Genomic DNA, 23,713 nt, shown 5'->3' on the forward strand with positions numbered 1-23,713 from the left:
GATGAATTTCCTATAAAAATTTATCCCTATTTACCAGGATTTCTCTTTTTTCTCCCAGTAGAAGTGCTTTGATGGTTTTGATGCCAAGTTTTATTTGGGTGAAAATGCGGTTTTTCTTAAAGGCAAGCTTATGCCTAAGCGTGGGCTGAAAGTCGATGGTGTTTTTGATGGCACCGATGATTGAGTGCGGCGGCGTTTCTACAGGAATGTCGTAGGCAGGGCAGATGACATCTTGTAGAAGTGCGGCAGGCTCAATTTGGGTGGTTTTTAAATCAGGGCAGCTATAAATAAAAGCATCCGCCAAAGCAAGGGTGGTTTTTGCTTTGTTAAGCAGTTTTTTTGCACCGCTTGGATAAATGATGTAGCCACCTGTGCCGTTTTTTTCCAAGAATAATTGATATAAGCGGTATTCTTGGTTTAAAAGGCTGGCGATCGGTGCTTTACTGACGATTTTTTTTCTGGGCTGTACTTCAAGATTGATGAAATCAACGGTTTCATTGAGATTTTGGCGTTCGATGTCTTGCAATAGTTCGGCAAAGTCATGCGTAAGTAGGGCATCATCTTCTAGAATGACGCAAGGCTCGTCATGATGGACGACCAGCTCCCACGCCTTTTTATGGCTTAAAAAACACGCCATTTCGGTTTGTTTCATCAATCGCTGACCGTGCCAAATATTTGTAAGATAAAACTCTTTGGAGATGTTGGTGACGGACACGGCAGGTAAGCGTTCAAATGACAGATTGAGTCTGGCAAATTGTTTGTGCTGCAAGGCAAGTCTGTCTGTGGATTGTTCCAAATTGATGATATAAATTTTCATTTTGCTCGACCTTTTTGCCAAAGTAGCAAGTATTTATTAAAAGTGTATTGACAAAAAATTAACGAATAAACGAAACCGTGCTTGCCTTGCAAAAAACGCCCATCAAACACATACTGACGCATAAACTGCCAAAGCGGATTGGCGATGATGGCAAATAAGCTGGTTTTTTTGCCTTTTTGGTGTTTTTCGTTCGCCCAGATTTCGGCGTATTGTAGGCGTTTTGATAATAAAAACTGAGCATCAGGGGCGGTGTGATGATTCAAAAAACCCGCTAAGCTCACCGTTTTCGCCCCTGTGATGTCCAAAGATTCATGGACTTGTAGGTCGTTAAACTGATAAGATTTTGGGAACAGTCGCCAGTAGGATTTCACGCCCCAATAGGGATTGTCAATCTGATGACCAAAAATAAAATCTAGGCGTTTTAAACCATAAACAGTGTGTTCAGGTTTGTTCTGAATGACTTTTAAAATGCTTTGTTTTAACTCTGGCGTGATTTCTTCATCAGCGTCCAATGCCAAAATCCAATCGCCTGTGGCATAAGATTGGGCAATTTGTCGCTGCTTGCCAAAGCCTTGCCAGTCGGTATTGACAAACCATTTTGCCCCATATGCTTGGGCAACCGAACGGCTGTCATCGGCGCTGCCACTGTCCAAAATAATGATTTCATCTGCCAAGCCGTCCAAAGCAGGCAGAGAGATTGCCAGATTATGCGCTTCGTTTTTTACGATCATGACGACAGATAGGGAGTGGGGGCGTTTTTGCATGGCAGTCATTGGATGAAATTTTTGCTTATTATACTCATTATCTGAGCAAAATTTAAGCATTAAATGATATATTTTTGCATTTTGTCAGCTTGGGCTTACACCACACCCCTACGAAACACTTCCCTTAATTCAAAACTGGTATGAAGTTGACTGACCCCTTCAATTTTACTCAAGCGATGGAGCAAAAATTCTTCATAATGAGCCATGTCTTTGACCATGACTTTGAGTAGGTAGTCTTCTGTGCGTCCTGTCACCAGACTGCACGACACCACTTCGTCAAATTCACGGATTTTGTTTTCAAATTCGCCAAACCGCTCGGCAGTATGCTTATCCATGCTCACCGCCACAAAGACTGACAGCGTGTAGCCCAATTTGGCAGGGCTGGTGTGGGCGTGATAGCCTGTGATGATGCCCAGCTCTTCAAGCCGTTTGATGCGTCTTGCGGTCGGTGTGGCAGACAGATTGACCACATCGGCAAGTTCGCTGATGCTGGCTTGGGCGTTGGTGATGAGATGGGCGAGCAGTTTTTTGTCGGTGGGGTCTAGGGTGGGTGTTGGCGTGTTCATGCGTGGAATTTGAGTGAAATTTGCCAAATTTTACCATAAATTTGGTGATTTTTGCCAAAATTTTAAAAAATTAATATGAAATATGGTTAAAATTGCTCAAAAAATTTGTTATGATAACTACCATAAAAACACCATCAAATTTCTTAGGAAAATTTATAGGAAAAGCCATGAGTCAGCCAGCCGTTTCTCCAAAAATCACCCCAAAAAATCCAGCCTTCGACTTTACCAAGTACCGTCCTTTTGAATTTGCACCGCACATTCCAGACCGTACTTGGTGCGACAAACGCATTGAAAAAGCCCCAATCTGGGCGAGCGTGGATTTGCGTGATGGCAACCAAGCCTTGATTGACCCGATGACCATTGAGCAAAAGTTGAAGTTTTTTAAATTGCTTGTGGCAGTGGGCTTTAAGGAAATTGAAATCGGTTTTCCGTCTGCCGCCCAAGTGGAGTTTGACTTCACACGCCTTTTGATTGAAGGTGGTCATGTGCCTGATGATGTGACTTTGCAGGTATTGGTGCAGGCTCGTGAGCATTTGATTGAGCGTACTTTTGAGAGCTTGAAAGGTGCCAAAAAAGCCATTGTTCATGTCTATAACAGTACTTCAAAAGTACAGCGAGATAAGGTGTATCAGCTTGACAAAGACGGCATTAAAGCGATTGCGGTCAATGGGGCGACCTTGCTACGAGACATTGCCAAACGCTATCCTGACACCGATTGGACTTTCCAATACAGCCCTGAGAGTTTTAGCCAGACTGAGACCGATTTTGCCGTAGAAGTCTGCCAAGCGGTGTGCGATGTGTGGCGACCCGAGGATGGTCAAAAGGTGATTTTAAATCTGCCTGCCACCGTAGAGGCAAGCACGCCAAATCTGTACGCCGACCAGATTGAGTATTTCTGCCGTCATTTGCCAAGTCGTAAAGATGTCATCATCAGCCTACACACGCACAACGACCGTGGCTGTGGCGTGGCGGCAAGTGAGCTTGGTGTGATGGCAGGGGCTGACCGTGTGGAAGGCACGCTTTTGGGCAATGGCGAGCGTACGGGCAACATGGACATTTTGACCATGGCGATGAACCTTTATACGCAAGGCATTGACCCTGAGCTGGATTTGTCGCAAGTGAGCGAGATTGTGCAAGTGGCGACCGAATGCACCAATTTGCCAGTGCACCCACGCCATGCCTATGTGGGCGAGCTTGTATTTACTGCGTTCTCAGGCTCGCACCAAGATGCGATTAAAAAATCACTTGACTATAATGAAAAGCACCCAGAAACCGAAAAACACTGGGATGTGGCGTATTTGCCGATTGACCCTGTGCATATTGGGCGTAGCTATCAAGATGTGGTGCGTATCAATAGTCAGTCTGGTAAGGGCGGGGCGGCGTATATTCTACAAAGACATTATGGCTTTGATTTGCCACGCTGGACGCAAATTGACTTTGCCAAAGTGGTGCAAAACGAGGCGGAGACTTTGGCTCGTGAGCTAAAAACTGAGGAACTCCTTGACATCTTCACTCGCACTTTCTTGACCCAAGAGACCTTTAAGCTCAGTGATTATCAAATCAATAATAAAGGCGGGGAAGTGTCATTCCAAGGGCAAGTCGCCACCACTGATGAAGTGCTAGAAATCATCGGTCAGGGCAATGGGGCGTTAAGTGCGTTCATTGATGGCTTGGTGAAAGTGACTGGCAAAGAAATCCATGTCACCAATTACTCTGAACACGCCATCAACACCAAAGCGACCGTGAGCGTGTTGGATGATGAGCTGGGCGACAATCAGACACACTCTGCGGCGGCGTCTTATGTACAGCTTAATGTGGCAGGCAAAGTGTATTCTGGGATTGGCGTGTGCAACAGCACGGTATCGTCCATGCTAAAAGCGGTGTTGTCGGCACTGTCGCAGGCGTGGTGATTGTCGGTATTTATCAAAAAGCGAGGGCGTGGTGCTTCGCTTTTTTTGGTTGGTTAAAAAGTATGAGGATTTGTTTTGGTGGTAAGTCTGCCAAACCATTGAGGAATTTTGGTTTTAAGCATGAGGTGTGTTTATGAGTCGTACTGACTGGGGTGCTTTTCCAAATGCAATGATTGCTCATACTGACAATACAATTACAATGCATCATGAATATCTAAAAGCTAAATCAGGCGACATTAATTCAGCATTGATACTGGTTGATGAATTCTTGTCTGATGAGTTTGTTGCAAAGATCCAAAAGGTAATTATTGGTTATTCAGACATTCATATTTTGCCTGTACATGCCGAAGAAATGCTGGGGAGAAATAAGATTTTAATGGTGTATGCACTGGCATTATCTGAAATTTTGGGCGTGTCAATGGATTTGAATATCGTAGAAGCTGAGAGAGCTTATCGTACGATTCTGATGGCGTTGGTAGGCTGTTAAAGCGTGTTGGTTTTGATGGTAAAGTGGAAGAAAATCGCCATTATGTCATTGTTGATGATGTGATTACGCAAGGCGGTACGCTGGCAGATTTGCGAGCGTATATTGAAAATTATGGCGGTAATGTGGTATTGGCAAGCACCTTGAATGGCAGGTCAAATTCTGCTAAACTACCCATTACTAGAGCTACGCTTGGGCAGTTACGCAAACAAGCAGGTAGGCAGATTGAACAATGGTGGCAAGAGGAATTTGGTTATGACTTCTCAAAATTTACAGAATCAGAAGCAAGATACCTTGCAAAACAAATCCATCGGCATGGCATTGACACCGTCCGAGATACGCTCATTAAGACAAGACCTTCGGGAGGCTTATGAGCATGGCAAGGGGTATTTTGCTCATCGTGCCAAGCGAGTGCAGACCTTGACAAGCCAATAGTGATTGATAAACTTTGTAGCAAAAAAATATTAAAAAATCGGCGTGGCGATAATGCTCATGCCGATTTTTTGATGGCTTGTGATAAAATGTGATGACATTAACCACGACTTTCATCAAAGGATAATTCATGACTCAATTGACCTTGGCAAAAAGCATTGATACTCATAGCGATCAAGTATTGAATGGTAAAATGGCGAACCGCCACGGTCTGATCGCAGGGGCGACAGGTACAGGTAAGACCATTTCACTTCGCAAAATGGCGGAGGAATTTAGCCGTGCTGGTGTGCCTGTGTTTTTGGCAGATGTCAAAGGCGACTTGTCAGGCATTGCCAAGCGAGGCGAACACACGGGCAAAGTCGCTGAGCGTATGGCTCAGTTTGGGCTTGATGAGAGCTATTTGTCCGATTTTCCTGTGCGTTTTTGGGATGTGTTTGGGCAGGCGGGCATTCCTGTGCGTGTTACGGTCAGTCAAATGGGAGCGATGTTGCTGGCTCGTTTGATGAATCTGAATGACACGCAAGAGGGGCTATTGAACATCGTCTTTAAGGTGGCGGACGATCACGGCTGGCGTATTTTGGATTTAAAAGATTTGCGTGCCATGCTGACCCATATCTCGGACAATGCCAAAGAATACCGCACCCAATACGGCAACATTTCATCTGCCAGTGTGGGGCCGATTTCTCGTCAGCTGCTACAATTAGAAAGCGAAGGGGCGGAGACTTTTTTTGGTGAGCCTGCTTTGAATTTGGAGGACTGGGTGCAAACCGACGACGGTCATGGCGTGATCAATGTCCTAAATTCTGAAAAACTCATGCGTTCGCCCCGTCTGTACAGTGCGTTTTTATTGTGGTTTTTGGCGGAAGTGTTTGAGACTTTCCCAGAGGTGGGCGACCTTGACAAGCCCAAATTTGTGCTGTTTTTTGACGAGGCGCATTTGTTGTTTGACAATTCGTCCAAGGCGCTGATTGAGCAGGTTGAGCAGGTGGTGCGACTGATTCGTTCAAAAGGCGTGGGCGTGTATTTTGTTACCCAAAATCCGCTGGATTTGCCCGAAAGCATCTTAGGTCAGCTGGGCAATCGCATTCAGCACGCCCTGAGAGCCTTCACCCCAAAAGACCAAAAAGCGGTCAAAGCGGCGGCGGATACTTTTAGAAGCAATCCCAATCTGAATGTCGCAGCGGTCATCAGCGAGCTGGGCGTGGGCGAGGCACTGGTGTCATTTTTGGACGAAAAAGGCATGCCAAGCGTGGTGGAGCGTGCCTATGTCATGCCGCCATCATCTCACCTGACACCGCTTAGCGACACAGAGCGAGCCGCAAGCTATTTAAACGACACATTGTATCTACATTATAAAGACATGGTAGATGCTCATTCTGCTTATGAGACACTCAATGAACAAGCCCAAGCATCAGCTCAGGCTGAGCAAGCCAAACAAGAGAATGCGTCTGCCGGCGAAGAAAATAAGACAAATACCAAACAAAATGATGAGCTGGGAGCGTTGGACGGCTTTATCGGTGGTCTGACTGGCTCTCGCAAAAAAAGCGGTCAAAGCGCCAGCTATAATGTCGCCGATGCCATTGGCAGCCAGCTGAATCGCCAAGCGGTCAAGGCGGTGGAGCGTGGACTGATGGGCGTGATTAAAAATTTGTTTAAGTAGTCAAATCCATAGGCAAAGTATCTGCCGTTACTGGCTTGGCAGATACTTTGTGGACGCTTTGAAATGACTACCAGCGAGTATTTTTGGCAGATAAAAGCTCTTCGGCATTGTCAATAAGGTCGGTCATGTCGGCGTGCTTGATGCTTTTGAGTGGGGCGCTTACTCGCCAGTCGCCATCATCTCTTTGTAGATGCCATGCCACGAGCGCCTGCACGCCATCGTCCAATGATGCCAATTCAAATTCGTGCACCAAAGCGCCTTCATTGTCCCGAAGTACGCCCAAGCCTTTATTGGCCTTAGGTAGGGGCTGCTTGTGGTGGTTGGCGATGATGATGAAAAGATGATGCACTTCTTGGTCGATTTTATTAAGATGCAGCTGAATCTGCTCTTGATTGATGAATTTTTCTTCAAAATCAGACGCCCCGAGCAGCCCATCACCGCCATGACGCACGCTGCCATCATCAGTGCGAATGTTACCATAATGCACGCTTTGCAATATCTTGCCCGTCTGACTCATCAAGACACAGCCGACATCGATGTCCATGGCAATGGGCGCTTTGCTTATTTTTGGCAAATGCGACAGCCATTTGGCAAGTCCTGTTTTTGGCAAGGCGGTGTGCTCATAACGCACGGCAGGCAGCAGGATATGCCCTGTAATGCCAAGCTCGCTTAGGGTTTTTGGTTCAAAAAAAGTCTTTAATGGCTGATCTGTCGCTGACTGACTCATGAGAAATTCCTTAAAAATTTTCACCATTGTAGCAAATTTTTGTTAAAAAATCCCAACAATGCGTCAGTTTTTCAAAGACTTAAAACAATTTGTACAATTCGTTACGCCTACGCATCAAAAATCATCAAAACAACCATCAGAAACACCAGTGACAAAACCATCAATTACAAAAAACTATCAAATATCTTCATTAAGCAACAAATCCTAACATAACGCCTTGCCAAGATGTGATATATTACGCCAAAATTTAACTTTTCATAGAATATAGAATAACGCCAATGACGGACGAATGCTGACGGTCGGCTGTTTTTAAATCGTTTTAATTTAAATTTTAAATCGTTTTAATTTAAAACAATTTTAAAAAACAGTTAAGCCATAAGCAAACACAAAGCATTGACAGATGCCAAGCACCACCAACCCACCCAAAGTGCCAATACGAGCCAACGCCATGAAAGCAACCGCCAAATTTTTCAAATTCTCACCGTCTAGCCTTGTTGCCTGTTTGGCGATTTTTTTGGCGGGCTGTCATTCTGCCAGTGACACGGTGAGCCTTGCCGACAAGCGAGAGCAGGCGGTCTTGGTAAGTGCTGACAAGCTGTCTGAGTACGAGTGGCGACTGGCGGAGGCGAACGGGGCGTTGTCGTCGTTTGTTGGGGCGGTCAGGCTTGATTTTAAGGGTGATAAGCTAAGCTTTGATGCTGGGTGCAATGTGCATACGGGCGAATTTGCCTTAAATCAAGAGAGTATTTCGCTGGATTCATCTCGGCTGTCTGCCACACGCCGTGCCTGTGAGCCTGAGCGCCACCAAGCTGAGGCGGCATTGACAAAGGCTTTGTCATCGTCAAAGCTGTCTTTGACGGTCAGTGAGGATCGCACCACGGCGACCTTAATACAGACAGTCAAGTCTCAGGATAAGGCGCACACTCTGCGATGGTACGGCACAAAAAAGCCTGAAAAAATCTCAAAGCCTGTGATGGTGTATTGGGAAATCGACCCTGAGCCTGCCATCTGCGCAGATGATACCAGTGCGCATTGTCTAAAAATTCGCCACATCCGTTACAATGATGATGGCATCCAAGAGGGCAAAGGGGCATGGCAAAACTTTGAAGGTGACATCAAAAATTACACGCACCACACCAACATGCGCAGTATCGTGCGTCTCAAAGCTTATCAAGATACCACCAATCCCGACCAGCCCATTTATGTGTATGATGAGACGGTGGAGTCTAGCATCATTAAATGATGGGCATTTAAACGATGAGTGTTGAAATGATGAGAGTCAGTGATGGGTGCTGGGTTTTACGAAAATCCAAAAGATAAGTCCAAAAATAACCGATATTAGCGAAGCTTTAATAAGTCTTCTTCTGACAGCCGCCAGCGTCCTTTTTTCTTGGAAGTGCTGCGTCCTGACAGTGCGGCATTGCCGAGCAGCTTGTGCATCGAGTGGCTAGAATGCGCATGACAGATGGCACACGCCAAACCGTCTGCGGCATCCGCCTGCGGCACGACATCCAGTAATAAAATGCGACAGACCATCGCCGAGACCTGCTCTTTGTCGGCGGCGCCATAGCCACAGACCGCTTGCTTGATTTGGCGAGCGGTGTATTCTGACACGCTTAGATTCATGGCGGTCAAGGCGGCGATGGCAGCGCCACGAGCCTGCCCAAGTTTGAGCGCTGAGTCTGGGTTGGTTGCCATAAATACCTGTTCGATGGCGGCGTGCATGGGCTCGTCGCTGTATTTTTGATAATGCTGAACAATGCGGCAGACGCCAGAGAAAATCTGAGCAATGCGAGTTGGCATGTCGCTGCTGTCGGTGCGAATCGTCCCTGCGTCTAGGAAAGTCAGCTTGTCTGCATGAGAGCTGATGATGCCGTAGCCGGTCATGCGTGAGCCGGGGTCGATACCGATGATGAGTGACATGAAAGATTACCGCCTAAAAATCAGATTTACGCTTGAAAAACTTGCCAAGCGCCTAAATAATCTGATAGTATAGCTCATTTGTGAGCAGTTTAGCAATTCATTGATTTTTATTGATTTTAGATAGGATAAGGAAACTTTATGGGTGCAGTCGTTGGCATTGCTTTGGTTTGGTTCATCATTGAGATGATGGTTTGGTATTTGGTGGCGCAGTTTGTGAGTGGTTGGTGGGTGTTTTTTTGGTTCATCATCGCTGCCGTTATCGGCATCATGCTCATCAAAAAAGCCGCCAGCACACTAAATCCGATGGCGCAGCAGCTCAAACAGATGCAAAATGGCGTCATTCCAAACCCTGCCAATCAGCCTGCTGAGGCGACGGTTGCAGGGTCGGTGGCGACTGGCATTGCGGGCATTTTATTTTTGTTGCCGGGGCTGTTGTCTGATGTGGGTGGCTTGATTTTGCTTTTGCCATTTGTACAAAGAAAGCTGACTGGCGCCGCCAAAAATTACGCCCTAAAAAATCAAGACAAAGTCCTACAAATGATGTCTCGACAAATGGGCGGTCAAAGCCCCTTTGGCATGGGCGGCACCGTCAATCCGAACAATCCTTTTGGTCAGGGCAATCCTTTCGGTCAAGGCGGCGGCTTTGGTGGCTTTGGCAAGGGTGGTTTTGGTCAAGGCGGCTTTGGTGGCACGACTGTCGATGGTGAGGCAAGATCTGTGCAAAAAAATGTCAAGCGACTTAAATCTGCCAATGATGAATGATGACTTTTGATGTCGTGTTTCATCTCACCATGAAGTAAATTTTGATAAAATCCGTCCACTTGGGCGGATTTTTATTGTAAGTGCTTGGAGGATTGGTTAAGATATGGGTTTGGTAAAGAATGTCGTTTATTTAAAAAGTCATCAGGAAATATCATGAAAAAATCAATGATTGCCATCGCCATGATGGTCTTATGCGATTTGGCTGTTGCAAAGGATGTAAGCGTGCTGCCCGAAGGTTTTGTCAGCATTATGAAGACGCATGAAGGCTGTGTCATTAACAATCCATTACCCAAAGACGGAGAGTCTGTCTCATGGTCGGGCGGCTGCGTCAATGGCTTGGCAGACGGCTACGGCGTGCTACAATGGTACTTGCATGGCAAGCCCACAGACAGGTATGTGGGTGAGTATCAAGCAGGGCGCATTCATGGCGTGGGTCAGTATGTGCGGCGAGATGGCGTCGTTCATACAGGGTCTTGGAAAGATGACAAGGTGGATGGCTTTGCTGAGATTGTATTTACTGGGATGTGGCAGGGCGATGTGTATGTCGGTGCGATGCAAGATGGCAAACGACATGGCAGGGGTACTTATTATAGCAATATCCACAACTTAGGCACCAGACGCGACTACGGAGATGACTTTTTGTCAAAGCATGTTGCGGGTGTGACTCGGCGTGGCAGTTATTTGGTGGCAGACGCCATCTATGAAGAAGGCGGTCTTGTCGCCATCTGCGGTAAAGATGCGCATGATCTGTGCCACTGATGCGTGCCACAATCAATCCGCCATTTAGACGGATTGATTGCAAGTATCATCAAAACAAGGCTAGCTAGCAAACTGCTCTTGACATAGCTTGATGAATTCATGCCCAAATTTGCGAATCTCGCTGTCATCACGCACGGCGATCCAGCTGGTAAACCGCCCAAAATGCGTGATCGGAATGGCGACCAGATCGGGGTAGTGCTTTGGTTCGTATGCCATTTCGGCGATGATGCCAATGCCTAAGCCTGATGAAACATAGGTGCTGATGACATCTGAGTCGAGTGCGGCAAGCACGATGTCAGGCGTCAAGCCTTCTTTGGCAAAGGCTTCGTCCATCGCCCCACGCCCTGTAAAGCCGCCATGATAGGTGATGATGGGATAGCTTGCCAAAGTTGGCAAATCCACGCCATCTGTCACGCCTGCCAGACTCGCCAGCTCATGATCTTTTGGCACGATGACCACATGCGACCAGTCGTAGTAGCGATGACAGCGCAGAATGTCATTATTCAAAAGCGACTCGGTGGCAATGCCAATGTCCGCCTGTCCACGAATCACCATCTGAGCGATGGTCTCAGGGTCGGCTTGTTGGAGCACCAGATTGACCTTGGAAAATTTTTCACGAAACGCCTTGACAATGCTTGGCAAGACATAGCGGGCTTGGGTGTGTGTGGTGGCGACCGTGAGCGTCCCTGCTTGGGCATTATTAAAATCAAGACTTAGGTTTTCGATGGTGCGAATCTCAGCAAAAATCGCTTCAATGTGCGGCAGCAGCGCCTTACCAATCGGTGTCAGACCTGTTAAGCGCTTGCCTTGACGGGTGAAAACATCGGATTTAAGCTGATTTTCTAGGGCGGCGATTTGTTTTGAAAGGCTAGACTGGCTGGTGTGGAGTAGAGTGGCGGCTTGGCTTAGGTTGTAGCCATTGACCACAGTGTGCCAGACAGTTTCAAGCTGTTTGAGTTGGATTTGTAAGTGTCGCTGATTGATGACGATGTCGATTGCCATAAAGATTTCCGTATATTAAACTGCCGATGGGTGGTTTGTTTTGCTTGCATTATAAAAGCCTAATCCCAAAAACAGATAAGCAAAAACAGTAAAAATATATTCCATATTTGCATATCATAGCAAAATCTGTCTGCCATTTGTGACTAAAAAGGGGGGATGCGCAAAAAAATTTGAGAATGTTTTGCAAAAAAAGCAAATTTGTTCTAATATTGTGCATTTATTTGTATTTTGTGGTTTGATACCGCTTGTATTTTAGTTGTCATTTGGATTGTTATGGCGAACACAGCACACTCATCGTCTTGGTCGGTTTTTAAAGAAACTTATCTCACCAAAAATGCTCTGGTCATGCTCATGCTTGGCTTTTCGGCAGGTCTGCCGTATTTTTTGGTGTTTTCGACATTGGGGATTTGGCTTCGAGAGGCGCAAATTGACAAAAGCACCGTGACGATGTTTGCTTGGGCGGGCTTGGCTTATTCTTTTAAGTTTCTGTGGGCGCCTTTGGTGGACAGCTTGTCCATACCGTTTTTACAAGATTATCTGGGCAAGCGCCGCAGCTGGCTTTTGCTCATGCAGTGCTGTGTGATCGCAGCGATCGTATTGATGGCGTTTACAAGCCCTATGGCAAGCCAAATGAGCTCGCTTGAAATGATGGCGCTGTTTACCGTGCTTTTGGCGTTTTCGTCGGCATCGCAGGACATCGTCATTGATGCTTATCGCATTGAGATCGTGCCTAAGTCCATGCAGACGGCATTTTCTGCGCTTTATGTCTTTGGCTATCGACTTGGTCTCATCATCTCAGGTGCAGGCGCTTTGTACTTGGCGACTTATTTTGGTTCGTCCGAGGAGGCGTATCAGTACGGCGCATGGAAAAATACTTATCTGGTGATGGCTTTGGTGATGGGTGTGGGCGTGCTTACCACCCTAAGTGCCAGTGAGCCAAACAGCCAGATGCTCACACCAAAAAAACAATGGCTCAATGATAAAGTCATGGGTATTTATGCGGCGCTGGCGCTCATTCCGATGGCGATATACGGCGTGTGGTATCTGCTTGATCAGATTTCGGTGCGTATTCTTGAAATGGTGAACAGCCCATTTGCCATCACAGAGTCGGTGGCGCATGTCGCAGGCATGTATGGCATGGCGGTGCTTGTGCCTGCACCTTTGGTGCTGATTTTCTTGCTGCTCAATCAACCCAAGATCAAGCCGCTGTCTGTGCTAAGCCGCCATGACGCCCAAACGATGCGCCAAGATGGCAGAGACAATCTGCGTCTTTTGCTGATGTTTGTGCTGTCGATGGTGGCGTTTGTGTTTGCTTTCCGTGCGCTTGGCGAGGTGTTGATTGGCGGTACAGAGCATTCTAATTTGGTTGGCTTTGCACTTGAAAGCGTCCGCTTTATCGGCAGTGCAATGATGGCGGCGATGACGGCAGGCGTGCTGGTGAAACTGGGCTTGGTCAAAAAACAAGTCGCCGTGCGCAACTGGATCGAGCCGATTTTAGACTTTTTTAGAACTTATGGCAAAAAAGCTGCACTCATCTTGGCACTCATCGGCGTGTACCGCATTTCTGACATCGTGGCGGGCAACATTGCCAATATCTTTTATCAAGACTTAGGATTCACAAAGGTGCAGATCGCCGATGCCAGTAAGCTTGTGGGTTTGACGATGAGTATTTTGGGTGGTTTTTTGGGTGGTTTTATTGCCCAAAAAATGCGCATCATCGTTGCCATGATGGTGGGGGCGGTCTTGGCGGCAGCGACCAATTTACTGTTTGTTTTGCTATTTAATAGCCCGACGGCAGGCATGCTGTATGTGGCGGTCATCGCAGATAATTTGGCAGGTGGTCTGGCGAGTGCGGTATTTGTGGCGTTCTTGTCGGTGCTGACTTCCATTCGCTTTACGGCGGTGCAGTATGCGCTATTTTCGTCTTTAATGACTTTGTCGCCAAAGATTTTGGGTGGTTATTCTGGTAGCATCGTTGAGGCGACCAGCTATCCGACTTTCTTTATGATTACTTGTTTGATGGGCGTGCCAGTGCTGTTTTTGGTGTATTTGGTGGGCAAATACATTGACCTAGGTGATGGCAAATTTGCCCTAAAAAATGACTAAAACGGAACAGCTGATTTTGACTTTATCTGACATCAAAGCCCTATATCGCAGCGACTCCCTGCCCCGTCACTGGTGGCAAGGTTGGCTGTGCCATGTCCTTGATCAGCCGTCAAGTTTTTTGATCACGCATGATGATCATGTGCTCACACCAAAGCAAAGACAGCTGTTTGATGAAGGGATTGCCAAGATGAGGCAGGGCGTGCCTTTGGCGTATCTGACTGGCGAGCAGGCGTTTTTTGGTCGAATTTTTGCGGTTAATGAACATACCTTAATCCCAAGACCAGACACGGAGCGACTCATTGAGGTGGTGCTTGACTGGGCAGCCAAAAGCCCGCTTGATGCTGGCTATATTTTGGATTTGGGGACGGGTTCTGGCTGTATTGCCATCACGCTTGCCAAGGAGCTGCCATCTTGGCAGGTGCTGGCGGTGGATTTTTCTGACGAGGCGTTAAAAGTCGCCAATGATAATGCCAAGCGTTTGTCGGCGAATCATTGCCAGTTTGCGCGCTCGGATTGGTTTGAAAATATTGAGGGTGCATTTGATGTCATCGTCTCAAATCCACCCTACATCGCCCAAGATGATGAGCATTTGGCGACGCTTGTGGCAGAGCCGATCACGGCACTGGTGGCTAAGGACGATGGGCTTTATGACATTGAAATCATTGCCAGTCAGGCGCAGCGATTTTTGAATAAAGACGGTCTGCTCGCGGTGGAGCATGGGTATGATCAGGGTATGAGCGTGCGGCAAATTTTTGATAAATATGGCTATGATGACATCAAGACCATCCAAGACTATGGCGGCAATGACAGACTGACGGTGGGTGTGCGAGGTGTGAGTAGATGAGCGCTTTGACAGACAAGGAGCTTTTGCGTTATTCTCGGCAGATTTTGCTGGATGATTGGGATTTGGAGGCGCAGATTCGCCTAAAAAACAGCACGGCGCTCATCGTTGGCTTGGGTGGCTTGGGTTGCCCTGTGTCGCAAATCTTGGCACGAGCAGGGGTTGGCAGACTGCATTTGGTGGATTTTGATGTCATTGATGAGAGTAATTTACAGCGGCAGACGCTATTTTTTGAGGCAGATGTCGGCAAATCAAAAGTCAAAACCGCCCACAAAAGATTGCGTGAGCATAATGAGCTCATCGCCATTGACCACACTGAGACCAAGCTAACTGCTGAGAATTTGCCAAAGCTTTTGACGCAAGTATCGCCTGATCTTGTGATTGATTGTACTGATAATTTTTCTGTTCGTGATTTATTAAATAAATCATGCCGAGCATTGGGCGTGCCATTGTTGTCCAATTCGGCAATCGGTGAAGTGGGGCAAATCGCGTTATTCACCAAAGAAACAGGCTGCTATCAGTGTCTGTTTGGTGAGGAGGGTGGCGATGAGCAGACCTGTGCGACATCAGGCGTACTGGCAAGTACGGTGTCTGTGATTGGCTCGATGGCGGCTCAGGTGGCGCTTGACTTTTTGGGAAGGGGGCGCAATCCCATTGCAGGCAAGCTTGTGCTGTGGCAGGGTCGGACGATGACTCTGCGTAATGTTCAATTTGCCCAAGATGAGCTGTGCGCAGCCTGTTCTGGGTGAGCCTTTGAAATTTTAATCATTCAAAGAGTTGTCAATTAAACACTAATCTTAGCCAAGCTTTGCCGCCAAGACCTAAAATCATCTTTCTAAGACTTAAAAAACCAACAAAACCAACAAAACGACCAACAACCATGCTAAAAAAACCAACAAGAAAATCGCCTTTTGCCATCGCAAAGAAGTCTGTCAGCACAAGCCTAAATGTGCTGGGGCGCATTCAAAAGACCGCTTCTGTGGCAGGTCTGTCAGCACTTCGGGTAGCGACTGGCGAAAAAATGGATGCCGAACTTTTAAAAGAGTCGTTTGAGCAGATGGGGGTGACTTACATCAAGCTTGGGCAGTTTATTGCAAGTACACCGTCTATATTTCCCAAAGACTATGTTCTTGCATTCCAAGATTGTTTGGATGCGACGACGCCTGTGCCTTTTAATGAAATTTTGGCAGTGCTGCGTGAGGAGCTGGGGCAGGAGCGGGGGCTTGGAGATATTTTTGAGCACATTGACCCCAAGCCTTTGGCATCGGCAAGCATTGCGCAGGTACACCGAGCGACACTCATCGGCGGCAGGCAGGTGGCATTAAAAGTACAAAAACCCAATGTCGGCACGGTCATTCATACCGATCTTAGCGTGCTGCATGGCGGCTTTTGGTTGGCTGAAAAGCTGGTGCCGTCGATGAAGGCAGCGAATTTGGCACCGATTTTAGATGAAATTCGCTCACGCATGATGATGGAGACCGATTTTTTGGCGGAAAGTCGTCACATCGAGCGGTTTTTGGGCTTTTTAAAACAAACGGGCAATACCAAAATCACCGCACCCACCGTGCATCAAGCGCTGACCACCAAGCGTGTGCTGACGATGGATCTTTTGGTGGGTAAGTCGCTCATCGATGAGACGCTGGGGCTTGCCAAAGACGAGGCATCGGCACGCCAGACGATGAGTGATGTGCTTGACACTTGGTTTTTGTCGTTGATGATGACAGGTGAGTTTCATGCCGATTTGCACGCAGGAAATCTCATGATGCTTGATGATGGGCGCATTGCTTTCCTGGATTTTGGTTTGGTGGGGCAGATTGAGCCAAAGAGCTTGCAGGCGTGTTTTGCTTTGGTGCAAAGCTTGCAGGTCAATGATTATCAAGGCATGGCAAAAGCGATGGTTGAGATCGGTATGACGCATGATAAAGTGAGTATTGATCGGCTGGGTGAGGATTTGCACCGCATGCTTGGTAAGGTTGGCAAAGACAGTCAGCCTGAGAGCCTAAATGCCATGATGCTTGAACTTTCTGAGATTGGCAAGCGGCATGGCATTCATTTTCCTAGGGATTTTGCGCTGTTATTAAAGCAGCTGCTGTATTTTGACCGCTTTATGGTGACGCTCGCCCCAGAGATGGAGCTGTTTGAAGGCGAGCGATTAAAGATGGTGGGCTAGGTGTTTTATGTAGGATTTGCCAGTTTGGTTTGCAAATGGTCGAGCAGCAGGACGCTCAGTCTGTCGCTTAGCTCTTGGCGAAGCGACATATTGTCTTCATAGCGCCCCTCAAGACTAGAATAATGCGGACGGGCACGAGCTTTTTTGAGAGCGTTAGGCAGTTTGCCAGTTTGCCACGGTAGGGCGGTGTCGGTAGCGTCAGACTTGATGGCGTGCAGGCTTGCATGCCCACGGTGGCGCAAGGTGTGGTGCAGGTGCTGCGCTCGTGTGGCAAGCAAAGTCAAAGTGGCGTCATCAATGGTGAGTGTCTGTACGCCCATCGCCTTATCACGGATGGTACTTGTGTTTGGCAAAAGACCGCCAAGCACGCCGCCCAGCGCTGTGCCAAGCCCAAGACTTGCCCCAAGCGTCGCCATGTCGATGCCTGCGCCAATCACCATGCCAGTCACACTGCCTCCTGCGGTACGAATGCCATAGCGAGTCAGTAGCTCACCATCAAACAAATCTTGCTCTTTGCCAAGGATACTCACCTCATCGTCGTCAATGTGCGCATGATAAAACTGATACAAGTGTAAAAGCTTGCTTTGCATGATGTCCTCAGATTGTCTGACGGCGGTCTGCATGGCGCTTAAAGTTGGGGCGGGGTCTTCGTTTTCCTCGATTTTCTTACTAAAACTTGCCACATTCACCAAAAAATCAGCGATGATGGCGGTACCTACCTCCGCCATGTCCTGCCATGTCTCTTGGCGTTCATGGCGTAAAGTGATTAGACTTTGATGATCCATGCTAAGCGTCGCAAGATTTTGCCAAAGCGCCATCTCACCTTCAAAATCAAAAGCGACAGTGTCAAAAGCGTGCGTCACATGCAAAGCACGCCGAGACAGCATCTCACGCCATGTTGCCATATTCTCTTCGTTGCCTTTAATGAAGTTGAACACTGGCAGAACAGGCGTACCACTGCTTGCCAAGACCGCAAGCTCATCTTTATATTTGGACAATACAGGCTCTCTGGCGTCGATCACATACATGGCGATGTCCGCAGCGATGAGACTGCGAATTACTTTCGCCTCTTGACTAAAATCCTCACTTAGGCGTGGGTCGGACGACGCCACCGCCTGCAAAAAAACCTGCAAACGCTCGACACCATCAGCACGCCCGTCAGTATGATCCTGCAAAAAATCCATCACCCCTGTGGCATCTTCAAGACCGGGCGTGTCGTGCAGACCAATCAAAACCTTGCCGTGCTTATCAAGAATATTGACAGCTGCGACATGACGCGTGGTGGCAGATTCATTTTTAACCTCGCCAAATTCTGCGTCTCTCAATAAGGTGCGCATGAGTGAGGTTTTGCCGACATTGGTATGTCCAATAACCGATATTGTAACTAAGTATTTGTTTTTACTTGATTTATTCATTGAGATTTTTTCTTTATTTTAAATTATGTACACCATTATGTACACAAAATGGTGGGCTGCTGTGTTTTTAAATGAGTCATTGTGTTGCATTATAGCTTTTTGATGGACGAAAAAAAAGCCCATTTCTGGGCTTTATTTGTTGGTGTGTTTTAGCTCCCATTCGTGGACTTCTTGGGTTAAGTAGCGTTTGATGCCGCCGCCCATGCCACCGCCAAGCACATGCTTTGGGAATGGCTCGCCATGTGGATAATGCTTTTCCCAGCGGTGCAGGGTCATTTTGCTGATGCCAAAGATTTCACAAACTTCATTAGATGTTAAATACTTTTTCATAATCTAGCTCCATTTATGTTCTAATTCTCGCAAAACTGCGATAGCTGTCTGGGCTTAGCTGTGGGTTTTGCTCGTACAATTCATCCAAATGATTGACCACCACGCCGTAAATATCTCCAAAATTGCAGGGTTCGGTGCGATAGCCATCGACAAAAGTGCGATTGACCACCTTTTCTTTAATCACAATCTCAATGTGATACACGCGCTTGCCTTGTGGTGGCTTGTCTTGTTGCCAATCACCAAACCAAGTGCTACGGGAAAAGACTTCACGGGCGCTGACACCGTACAGGGGGAATTGACAATAGCCAAAGCGTTCTGTGCCAAGCTCTAATTGTAGTCTGATTTCATGGTCAAGCTTGCGCTGATAATTGCGCAGGCCTTGTTTGGCTTTTTTGGCAAGTTTTTGTTTGCGGAATTTCATGTGAGTAGCTCCGTGATGGGCTCATCTTTGGTGGACTAGGCAATGGCATCCAGTGGGTGACTATCAAATCAGTATATTTATCAAAAAGAAAACAATTCTCGCCAAAGATAAAATTATCAATAGAAATGCAACTACCAGTCCCCTTGGGTGTATAAACCATAACTTCTACTTCTTTTCTGTTAATCTCATGACGACTGAAAACAAAACCATCTTTTTTCTGTTGGCAATCTATCTTTAACACTAATCCAATCACTCATACCGCTTGCTCCTTTTGGCTGTGGATATAGTCAGGCTCAAGCCAATAGATGGCATGGCGTTTGCCGCTTTTGGCGGTGACCATCTGTGTTTTGACGGGGATGCCTTCTTTTTTGAGATCGGTGATGCGCTGAGACAGGGCAAAGCACCCAAACAGGTTGAGTGCTTTGATTGGGTCTAGCGTATCGCTTGCCATCAGATGGTCTAAAATCTGTGTGCGATAGCTCATTTCTGTTGCTCCATCAGTTGATTGAGATGATAATCCAAATGATTGTCCAAGCTCTCAAAGTCATCTGGCGATAGCTTGGCTTGGTTGTCATACACCATACGGCGAGCGGTCTCGGCTTCATCGAGCATCACCTGCGCGATGTCATCACGCATGGTCAGATATAGCTTGCGTGCCTTGAATGCATTGCCAAGGATCGTGCGCTCATCGTCATTGATTGCCCCTGTTTGGCGGTACTGACCGATGGTCTGTGCCAGTGCGTCTAGGCTTGTGATGTCATCGGCTGTGACGATTTGCTCGGCAAGCTTGGCGGTGTCCATCTGCTCAATCTGCGCGACAGGTGCAGTGGGTACGCTCACCTGTGCCACCGCTTGATTTACCATGGCATTGATGTCAGTCACGGTCGCATTGATGGGCTTTGGCTCTCGTGCGGTATCTGCCAGCTCATCAGGGGTATAAACGCCCAAGATGACATCAGGGCAGTGCAGGCGTGCCCAACGCTTGGCACCCAGATAGGCAAGCTGTTGGCGTGGGTCGGCAGTCCAAAGTGGCGAATTTCGCACTGTGCCCACCTGCGCCATGCTGATCGATAGCGTGGTCGGCTCGCTCTCGCCTTGCATGATGGCTGATACCACCACGCCGACATCATCGGATTTATCATCTTTGGATTTGACCTTTGACCAATCGCCAAAATACTCAAACTTAAGCCGCCCAACAATCGGTGCTTTGGCATTAATCACGGCAATGACCAGCTGTGCTTCATAGCCAAGTGTGCCATTGACCAGATGGGTCTTTTGGGCAACGGCATAAGGGTCCATGCCCCAACGGATTGACTGACCGATGATGGCAAAGCAATCGCCCACCTTGCCCTGTAGGTGCTTGGGGATGGTGCATGAGCCTGATGCCATAATCTCAGCTAGGCGGTGGCATTTGTCAAACAGTCCATCATCTAGGACGATTTGGTTTTGGGTGGTGGCAAGTTCGTTCATTGCGTAACTCCTAATTTATGTTCACGATAGGTTTGGATAAAGTGGCTGATGACAGCACCATCTGGGTGCATGATCATCAAGTCCATCTCACGGATGATGCCAGCCAGTTCATTGATGGCTTGGTTGCCTGTGCTGACTTCATCCTTTAGGTCTTGGATATGCAGGTTCATGGCGTGATTGGCGTTTTTAAGCTCTTCAATCATGCGATGGGCTAGGGTAAGCTGTTTTTTGAGCCCAGTGATAAATTGCTGTTGGGCGTGTTTTTTATTCATGACTTTCTCCTCATGCCCACTTCGGCAAATCAATCGCCATAATCTCACTGCCGTAAGCAGGGTAGCTGTCTGCATCACGGCAAGCCTTGAGCCGTGCCAGGGCGGTGTCTAGGTCGGCTTTGCCACGCTCTAGCATCTCATCGCTCGGTGTGTAGCTTGCCACCGCATAGGGTGCATCTCGCTCAACCACCAGCCAAATATAGGCAGGGCGTACGCCAAACTCGGCTTCATAGCCATCAAGATACATCGCCGCTGACAGATGATAGCCAAAATTGGTAATCGTACGCATAAACGCTGTTGGGCTGGCGTTGTCCGTGGTCTTTAGGTCCACAATCAAGCCATTTGGGAAAGCATCACACGGCTTAATCATAAAGTCAGGACGCACACGGCAATCAATACCTGTGGCAGGGTCGGTATAGAAAATCGACGCTTCGCAGGCTGTCTCATTGACCTTGAGTAGCTGTGCCACTCGGCTGGTCGCTAGGCTGTCCGTCATATTGATGGCGGTGTCCATCTGCTCGGCGGTGATGGCCGTCTTGTGACTGTTGTGCTCAAGCCAGGCTTCATAGTCTGCCTTACCTTGCTTGGTGCGGCGGTCAAACTTGGGCATGACGGTGTACTCATCATCGATCAGATGTGGCTCAAGCAGTAGCGTATGCACCAGTGAGCCCAATTTCATTGCTTCGGTCGGCTCTTTGGATGTCTCAAGGCTTGCCTTAAAGTGTGCTGGCGTGCGTAGCATATGCTTGAGCTGGCTTGATGAGACAGCAGGGTGGGCGTGGTATTCGGCGTTGGATAGGTGGTAATGGATCATGCGACTGCTCCTAAATGTGGAATACATCTTGAAAAAATACAAAATCTTGTAGATTGAGTAGCTTGGTGTAGTGTTCTCTAGTTTCTTTTTGATTGCAGATTAGATACTGAGGTTCACTACCGCACTTTAAGTCAATCAAGATTGAGTGAATGACTTTTTGCAATGTGATGGGTGTTACACTATATCGCACGATAAAAGTAACGATATCACGATCAATGTGGCGTTCACGAAGTTTGTTAGTTTTCATGGGTTTGGGTTCTCCTGTTGTAGGCGGATGGATTCTTGATAATACTGGCGTCCAAGCTCTTCTTGGATTTGCATCTCTTTGTCAAAGGCATGTAGACAGCCTTTCATCAGTAGCATCATGCCAAGTAAGCTAAGAATGAGTTGTACTGGGCGGATAGGGTTTTGCATGGCGTATCTCCTTAGTTAACCTGACACTGGCAACCAAAGCGATTGCCAGTAGCTGATTAGCTTATTTGCCTCCGTTTGTTGTCTATCACGGTGGGCTCGATAGGATCTATGCTGTTAAATAATTTGGGTCAGTTTCATTGGCTGATGGGCGTATTATACCATAGGTTTAATTTATGTAAACCCATTTTAGCCCAAAATATAAACTTTGGGTTTAAATATTTTATAAACCATTGGTTTTATTGAAATTTTGGAAATAAAAAAAACCGCCCAATCAAAGGGCGGTGAATTTGGGGGGGTAAAAAAACGACCTTGTATTCACAAGATCGTCCAAGCAGTGCTTGTATTACAGGTCAATCAACATCGCACTAAAAAGCACCATGCTTCATAACCGTAGTCGTGCGCATCCAGAACTTTGCCAGATGACCCTCGCACTTTTCGAGTGCGACAACAGACCCATTTAAAGCCTTTTGGGGCGGGCTTATTCGCCACATTTTTTAAGTTCATAACCGAACTCCTATTACAAAAATGTAACCGAAGTTGATTTATGACCCAAAAACTTGATACAATATTGACTCTCACATCATGTTGTATAGTTTTTTGAGCGTGCCGCTCGGTTACTTAACAGCACCCAAGCCGATAGCTTAGCAATAAGTTATCGGCTTTTGCATTCTTTATACCTTAGTGCTGCGCACTGGTAGCTGATATTGTATTTTTTCATTATTTCATCAATAGATAGCCCAACACACCCATCTAGAGGTGCTAATAACTCAGCAGCAAACTGGTTGGCTTGCCATTCACTGTCTTCGTAAGGTTTGTGTGCTGATGGGTTGCTGCGATTCAGAGTGGTTGCGACACCTTTATGCATGAACAAATGGCCAAAATTCATGAGCTATAGTAAATCTTGCACGACTGTCATTATTATACAAGGCGTCAAATACATCTTGTCTAATGTACATTACCATATCATCCGGTGATACAGACGCTTCCACATCTTTCATGTAGCCTTTTTCCTTTGGTTCAAAAGAAAAATCATAGGCTGTGGCTTTGGGCAAATCAATCTCAAGGCAATTTAATACATCAAAGGGTTTGTGTATGTCGTCTTGAAAATGCTGACGAACAAGACGGGCAAAGCCTCTAATCTCATGCTTGCTTCGTGGTTTGACACGCACGCCTTTATTGTATAAATGCAGATTATTTAACATTATACCTCCTTTAAAAACTGCATGATTTTTTTAATGTCTAGTGTTTGATTGTCTAGTTTCCGTGCAAACATTAATGCCAGCTCTGCCTCACAGTCATTGGCGGGCTTGATGACAATATCCTGATCAAGCGTACTTGCTACTGCAACAAGTTCATTGGCTTGTTGTGCGGATAGCCCAAGATAGTCAATAATTTTGTTTAGCAAATTGGCATTAATTGGCTTTTTGCCGGTCTCAATTGCTGACAAATAAGGTGCAGATACGCCAATATTTTCCGCCATGGTTTTTAGCATGATATTATGTTCAATGCGTAATATTCTAAGCATTTTACCAAATTCTGTAACGGTTGCCATAAAACAGCTCCTAATGATGATTGAGCAAGAAATAAATCTTGTCAGATATATATTATCCTATAGGATAATTATTTGTCAAGAAAAAATCTTAAAATATGTTAA

30 protein-coding genes and 1 pseudogene are annotated in these 23,713 nt (G+C 46.9%); 11 read left to right on the forward strand and 20 right to left on the reverse strand.

From position 1 onward, the window contains the following. Positions 1-10: 10 nt before the first annotated feature. The 3 genes and pseudogenes from LU290_RS04805 to LU290_RS04815 all read right to left on the reverse strand — a co-directional run bounded on the left by LU290_RS04805 (position 11) and on the right by LU290_RS04815 (position 2,147). A complete protein-coding gene (locus tag LU290_RS04805; protein ID WP_277809407.1) occupies positions 11-817 on the reverse strand; it encodes a glycosyltransferase family 25 protein in 807 nt (268 codons plus the stop codon). A gap of 17 nt (positions 818-834) precedes the next feature. Then, positions 835-1,590 (reverse strand): annotated as a pseudogene (locus LU290_RS04810) (glycosyltransferase family 2 protein); the annotation flags it as partial. Positions 1,591-1,676: 86 nt separating this feature from the next. Then, entirely contained in the window at positions 1,677-2,147 is a 471-nt protein-coding gene (locus tag LU290_RS04815; protein WP_277809560.1) for an Lrp/AsnC family transcriptional regulator, read from the reverse strand. Positions 2,148-2,314: 167 nt separating this feature from the next. On the opposite strand from LU290_RS04815, the gene leuA reads away from it, so the two are divergent. The 4 genes from leuA (at position 2,315) to LU290_RS04835 (ending at position 6,633) form a co-directional block, all read left to right on the forward strand. Continuing rightward, positions 2,315-4,057, forward strand: a complete 1,743-nt coding sequence (gene leuA, locus LU290_RS04820) for a 2-isopropylmalate synthase (protein WP_277809408.1) — start codon at positions 2,315-2,317, stop codon at positions 4,055-4,057. Between the two features lie 133 nt (positions 4,058-4,190). Next, the gene (locus LU290_RS04825; RefSeq protein ID WP_277809409.1) at positions 4,191-4,544 is read left to right on the forward strand and encodes a hypothetical protein; all 354 of its coding nucleotides are present in this window, start codon (positions 4,191-4,193) and stop codon (positions 4,542-4,544) included. Positions 4,545-4,567: 23 nt separating this feature from the next. After that, positions 4,568-4,915, forward strand: a complete 348-nt coding sequence (locus LU290_RS04830; protein ID WP_277809410.1) for a phosphoribosyltransferase — start codon at positions 4,568-4,570, stop codon at positions 4,913-4,915. A gap of 188 nt (positions 4,916-5,103) precedes the next feature. After that, the gene (locus LU290_RS04835; protein WP_277809411.1) at positions 5,104-6,633 is read left to right on the forward strand and encodes a helicase HerA-like domain-containing protein; all 1,530 of its coding nucleotides are present in this window, start codon (positions 5,104-5,106) and stop codon (positions 6,631-6,633) included. 67 nt (positions 6,634-6,700) lie between these two features. On the opposite strand, the gene LU290_RS04840 is transcribed toward LU290_RS04835, so the two are convergent. Next, positions 6,701-7,360: a TerD family protein gene (locus LU290_RS04840; RefSeq protein ID WP_277809412.1), complete on the reverse strand. Its 660-nt coding sequence runs from the start codon at positions 7,358-7,360 to the stop codon at positions 6,701-6,703. Positions 7,361-7,760: 400 nt separating this feature from the next. Between LU290_RS04840 and LU290_RS04845 the strand changes: the two genes are divergently transcribed. Continuing rightward, entirely contained in the window at positions 7,761-8,603 is an 843-nt protein-coding gene (locus LU290_RS04845; RefSeq protein WP_277809413.1) for an META domain-containing protein, read from the forward strand. Positions 8,604-8,698: 95 nt separating this feature from the next. Here LU290_RS04845 and ruvC read toward each other — a convergent pair whose 3' ends face one another. Beyond that, positions 8,699-9,283 carry a crossover junction endodeoxyribonuclease RuvC gene (gene ruvC / locus LU290_RS04850; RefSeq protein WP_277809414.1) on the reverse strand — a complete coding sequence of 195 codons (585 nt, stop codon included), beginning with the start codon at positions 9,281-9,283 and terminating at the stop codon, positions 8,699-8,701. A 138-nt stretch (positions 9,284-9,421) separates the two neighbouring features. On the opposite strand from ruvC, the gene LU290_RS04855 reads away from it, so the two are divergent. Both LU290_RS04855 and LU290_RS04860 read left to right on the forward strand, forming a co-directional pair. After that, a complete protein-coding gene (locus tag LU290_RS04855) occupies positions 9,422-10,045 on the forward strand; it encodes an FxsA family protein (RefSeq protein ID WP_277809415.1) in 624 nt (207 codons plus the stop codon). Positions 10,046-10,198: 153 nt separating this feature from the next. Then, the gene (locus LU290_RS04860; RefSeq protein ID WP_277809416.1) at positions 10,199-10,804 is read left to right on the forward strand and encodes an MORN repeat-containing protein; all 606 of its coding nucleotides are present in this window, start codon (positions 10,199-10,201) and stop codon (positions 10,802-10,804) included. A gap of 60 nt (positions 10,805-10,864) precedes the next feature. Here the strand turns inward: LU290_RS04860 and LU290_RS04865 are convergent, their stop codons facing one another. Beyond that, complete coding sequence (locus LU290_RS04865; protein WP_277809417.1) at positions 10,865-11,806, reverse strand: LysR substrate-binding domain-containing protein; 942 nt, start codon at positions 11,804-11,806, stop codon at positions 10,865-10,867. 273 nt (positions 11,807-12,079) lie between these two features. On the opposite strand from LU290_RS04865, the gene LU290_RS04870 reads away from it, so the two are divergent. From LU290_RS04870 to LU290_RS04885, 4 genes are all read left to right on the forward strand, one after another. Then, a complete protein-coding gene (locus LU290_RS04870; RefSeq protein WP_277809418.1) occupies positions 12,080-13,912 on the forward strand; it encodes an AmpG family muropeptide MFS transporter in 1,833 nt (610 codons plus the stop codon). Next, positions 13,905-14,756: a peptide chain release factor N(5)-glutamine methyltransferase gene (prmC, locus tag LU290_RS04875; RefSeq protein WP_277809419.1), complete on the forward strand. Its 852-nt coding sequence runs from the start codon at positions 13,905-13,907 to the stop codon at positions 14,754-14,756. Before LU290_RS04870 ends, prmC begins: the two co-directional genes overlap by 8 nt. Further along, positions 14,753-15,502 (forward strand): HesA/MoeB/ThiF family protein, encoded by a 750-nt coding sequence (locus LU290_RS04880; RefSeq protein ID WP_277809420.1) that lies wholly within the window; start codon positions 14,753-14,755, stop codon positions 15,500-15,502. Before prmC ends, LU290_RS04880 begins: the two co-directional genes overlap by 4 nt. Positions 15,503-15,633: 131 nt before the next feature. Continuing rightward, positions 15,634-16,923: an ABC1 kinase family protein gene (locus LU290_RS04885; RefSeq protein ID WP_277809421.1), complete on the forward strand. Its 1,290-nt coding sequence runs from the start codon at positions 15,634-15,636 to the stop codon at positions 16,921-16,923. Positions 16,924-16,928: 5 nt separating this feature from the next. Here LU290_RS04885 and LU290_RS04890 read toward each other — a convergent pair whose 3' ends face one another. The 14 genes from LU290_RS04890 to LU290_RS04945 form a co-directional block, all read right to left on the reverse strand. Next, positions 16,929-18,338, reverse strand: a complete 1,410-nt coding sequence (locus LU290_RS04890; RefSeq protein WP_277809422.1) for a GTPase/DUF3482 domain-containing protein — start codon at positions 18,336-18,338, stop codon at positions 16,929-16,931. A 132-nt stretch (positions 18,339-18,470) separates the two neighbouring features. Beyond that, the gene (locus LU290_RS04895) at positions 18,471-18,668 is read right to left on the reverse strand and encodes a helix-turn-helix transcriptional regulator (protein ID WP_277809423.1); all 198 of its coding nucleotides are present in this window, start codon (positions 18,666-18,668) and stop codon (positions 18,471-18,473) included. A gap of 13 nt (positions 18,669-18,681) precedes the next feature. After that, positions 18,682-19,089: a hypothetical protein gene (locus tag LU290_RS04900; RefSeq protein ID WP_277809424.1), complete on the reverse strand. Its 408-nt coding sequence runs from the start codon at positions 19,087-19,089 to the stop codon at positions 18,682-18,684. Next, complete coding sequence (locus LU290_RS10660; RefSeq protein ID WP_370688555.1) at positions 19,019-19,249, reverse strand: DUF551 domain-containing protein; 231 nt, start codon at positions 19,247-19,249, stop codon at positions 19,019-19,021. Before LU290_RS10660 ends, LU290_RS04900 begins: the two co-directional genes overlap by 71 nt. 93 nt (positions 19,250-19,342) lie before the next feature. Further along, positions 19,343-19,573 (reverse strand): helix-turn-helix domain-containing protein, encoded by a 231-nt coding sequence (locus LU290_RS04905; protein WP_277809425.1) that lies wholly within the window; start codon positions 19,571-19,573, stop codon positions 19,343-19,345. Then, a complete protein-coding gene (locus LU290_RS04910) occupies positions 19,570-20,559 on the reverse strand; it encodes a RecT family recombinase (protein WP_277809426.1) in 990 nt (329 codons plus the stop codon). The genes LU290_RS04905 and LU290_RS04910 overlap by 4 nt, the downstream gene beginning before the upstream one ends. Next, positions 20,556-20,831, reverse strand: a complete 276-nt coding sequence (locus LU290_RS04915; protein WP_277809427.1) for a hypothetical protein — start codon at positions 20,829-20,831, stop codon at positions 20,556-20,558. The genes LU290_RS04910 and LU290_RS04915 overlap by 4 nt, the downstream gene beginning before the upstream one ends. A gap of 10 nt (positions 20,832-20,841) precedes the next feature. Continuing rightward, complete coding sequence (locus LU290_RS04920) at positions 20,842-21,645, reverse strand: PD-(D/E)XK nuclease-like domain-containing protein (protein ID WP_277809428.1); 804 nt, start codon at positions 21,643-21,645, stop codon at positions 20,842-20,844. Between the two features lie 10 nt (positions 21,646-21,655). After that, complete coding sequence (locus LU290_RS04925; RefSeq protein WP_277809429.1) at positions 21,656-21,892, reverse strand: hypothetical protein; 237 nt, start codon at positions 21,890-21,892, stop codon at positions 21,656-21,658. Continuing rightward, positions 21,889-22,059, reverse strand: a complete 171-nt coding sequence (locus tag LU290_RS04930) for a hypothetical protein (protein WP_277809430.1) — start codon at positions 22,057-22,059, stop codon at positions 21,889-21,891. Before LU290_RS04930 ends, LU290_RS04925 begins: the two co-directional genes overlap by 4 nt. 354 nt (positions 22,060-22,413) lie before the next feature. Next, the gene (locus LU290_RS04935; RefSeq protein ID WP_277809431.1) at positions 22,414-22,563 is read right to left on the reverse strand and encodes a hypothetical protein; all 150 of its coding nucleotides are present in this window, start codon (positions 22,561-22,563) and stop codon (positions 22,414-22,416) included. A gap of 148 nt (positions 22,564-22,711) precedes the next feature. Beyond that, complete coding sequence (locus LU290_RS10665) at positions 22,712-22,945, reverse strand: ImmA/IrrE family metallo-endopeptidase (protein WP_370688546.1); 234 nt, start codon at positions 22,943-22,945, stop codon at positions 22,712-22,714. Continuing rightward, positions 22,917-23,261, reverse strand: a complete 345-nt coding sequence (locus LU290_RS04940; RefSeq protein WP_277809432.1) for a hypothetical protein — start codon at positions 23,259-23,261, stop codon at positions 22,917-22,919. The genes LU290_RS10665 and LU290_RS04940 overlap by 29 nt, the downstream gene beginning before the upstream one ends. Then, a complete protein-coding gene (locus LU290_RS04945) occupies positions 23,261-23,611 on the reverse strand; it encodes a helix-turn-helix domain-containing protein (protein ID WP_277809433.1) in 351 nt (116 codons plus the stop codon). The genes LU290_RS04940 and LU290_RS04945 overlap by 1 nt, the downstream gene beginning before the upstream one ends. Between the last annotated feature and the right edge of the window lie 102 nt (positions 23,612-23,713).

Source organism: Moraxella nasibovis, from assembly GCF_029581575.1.
Lineage (GTDB): Bacteria > Pseudomonadota > Gammaproteobacteria > Pseudomonadales > Moraxellaceae > Moraxella > Moraxella nasibovis.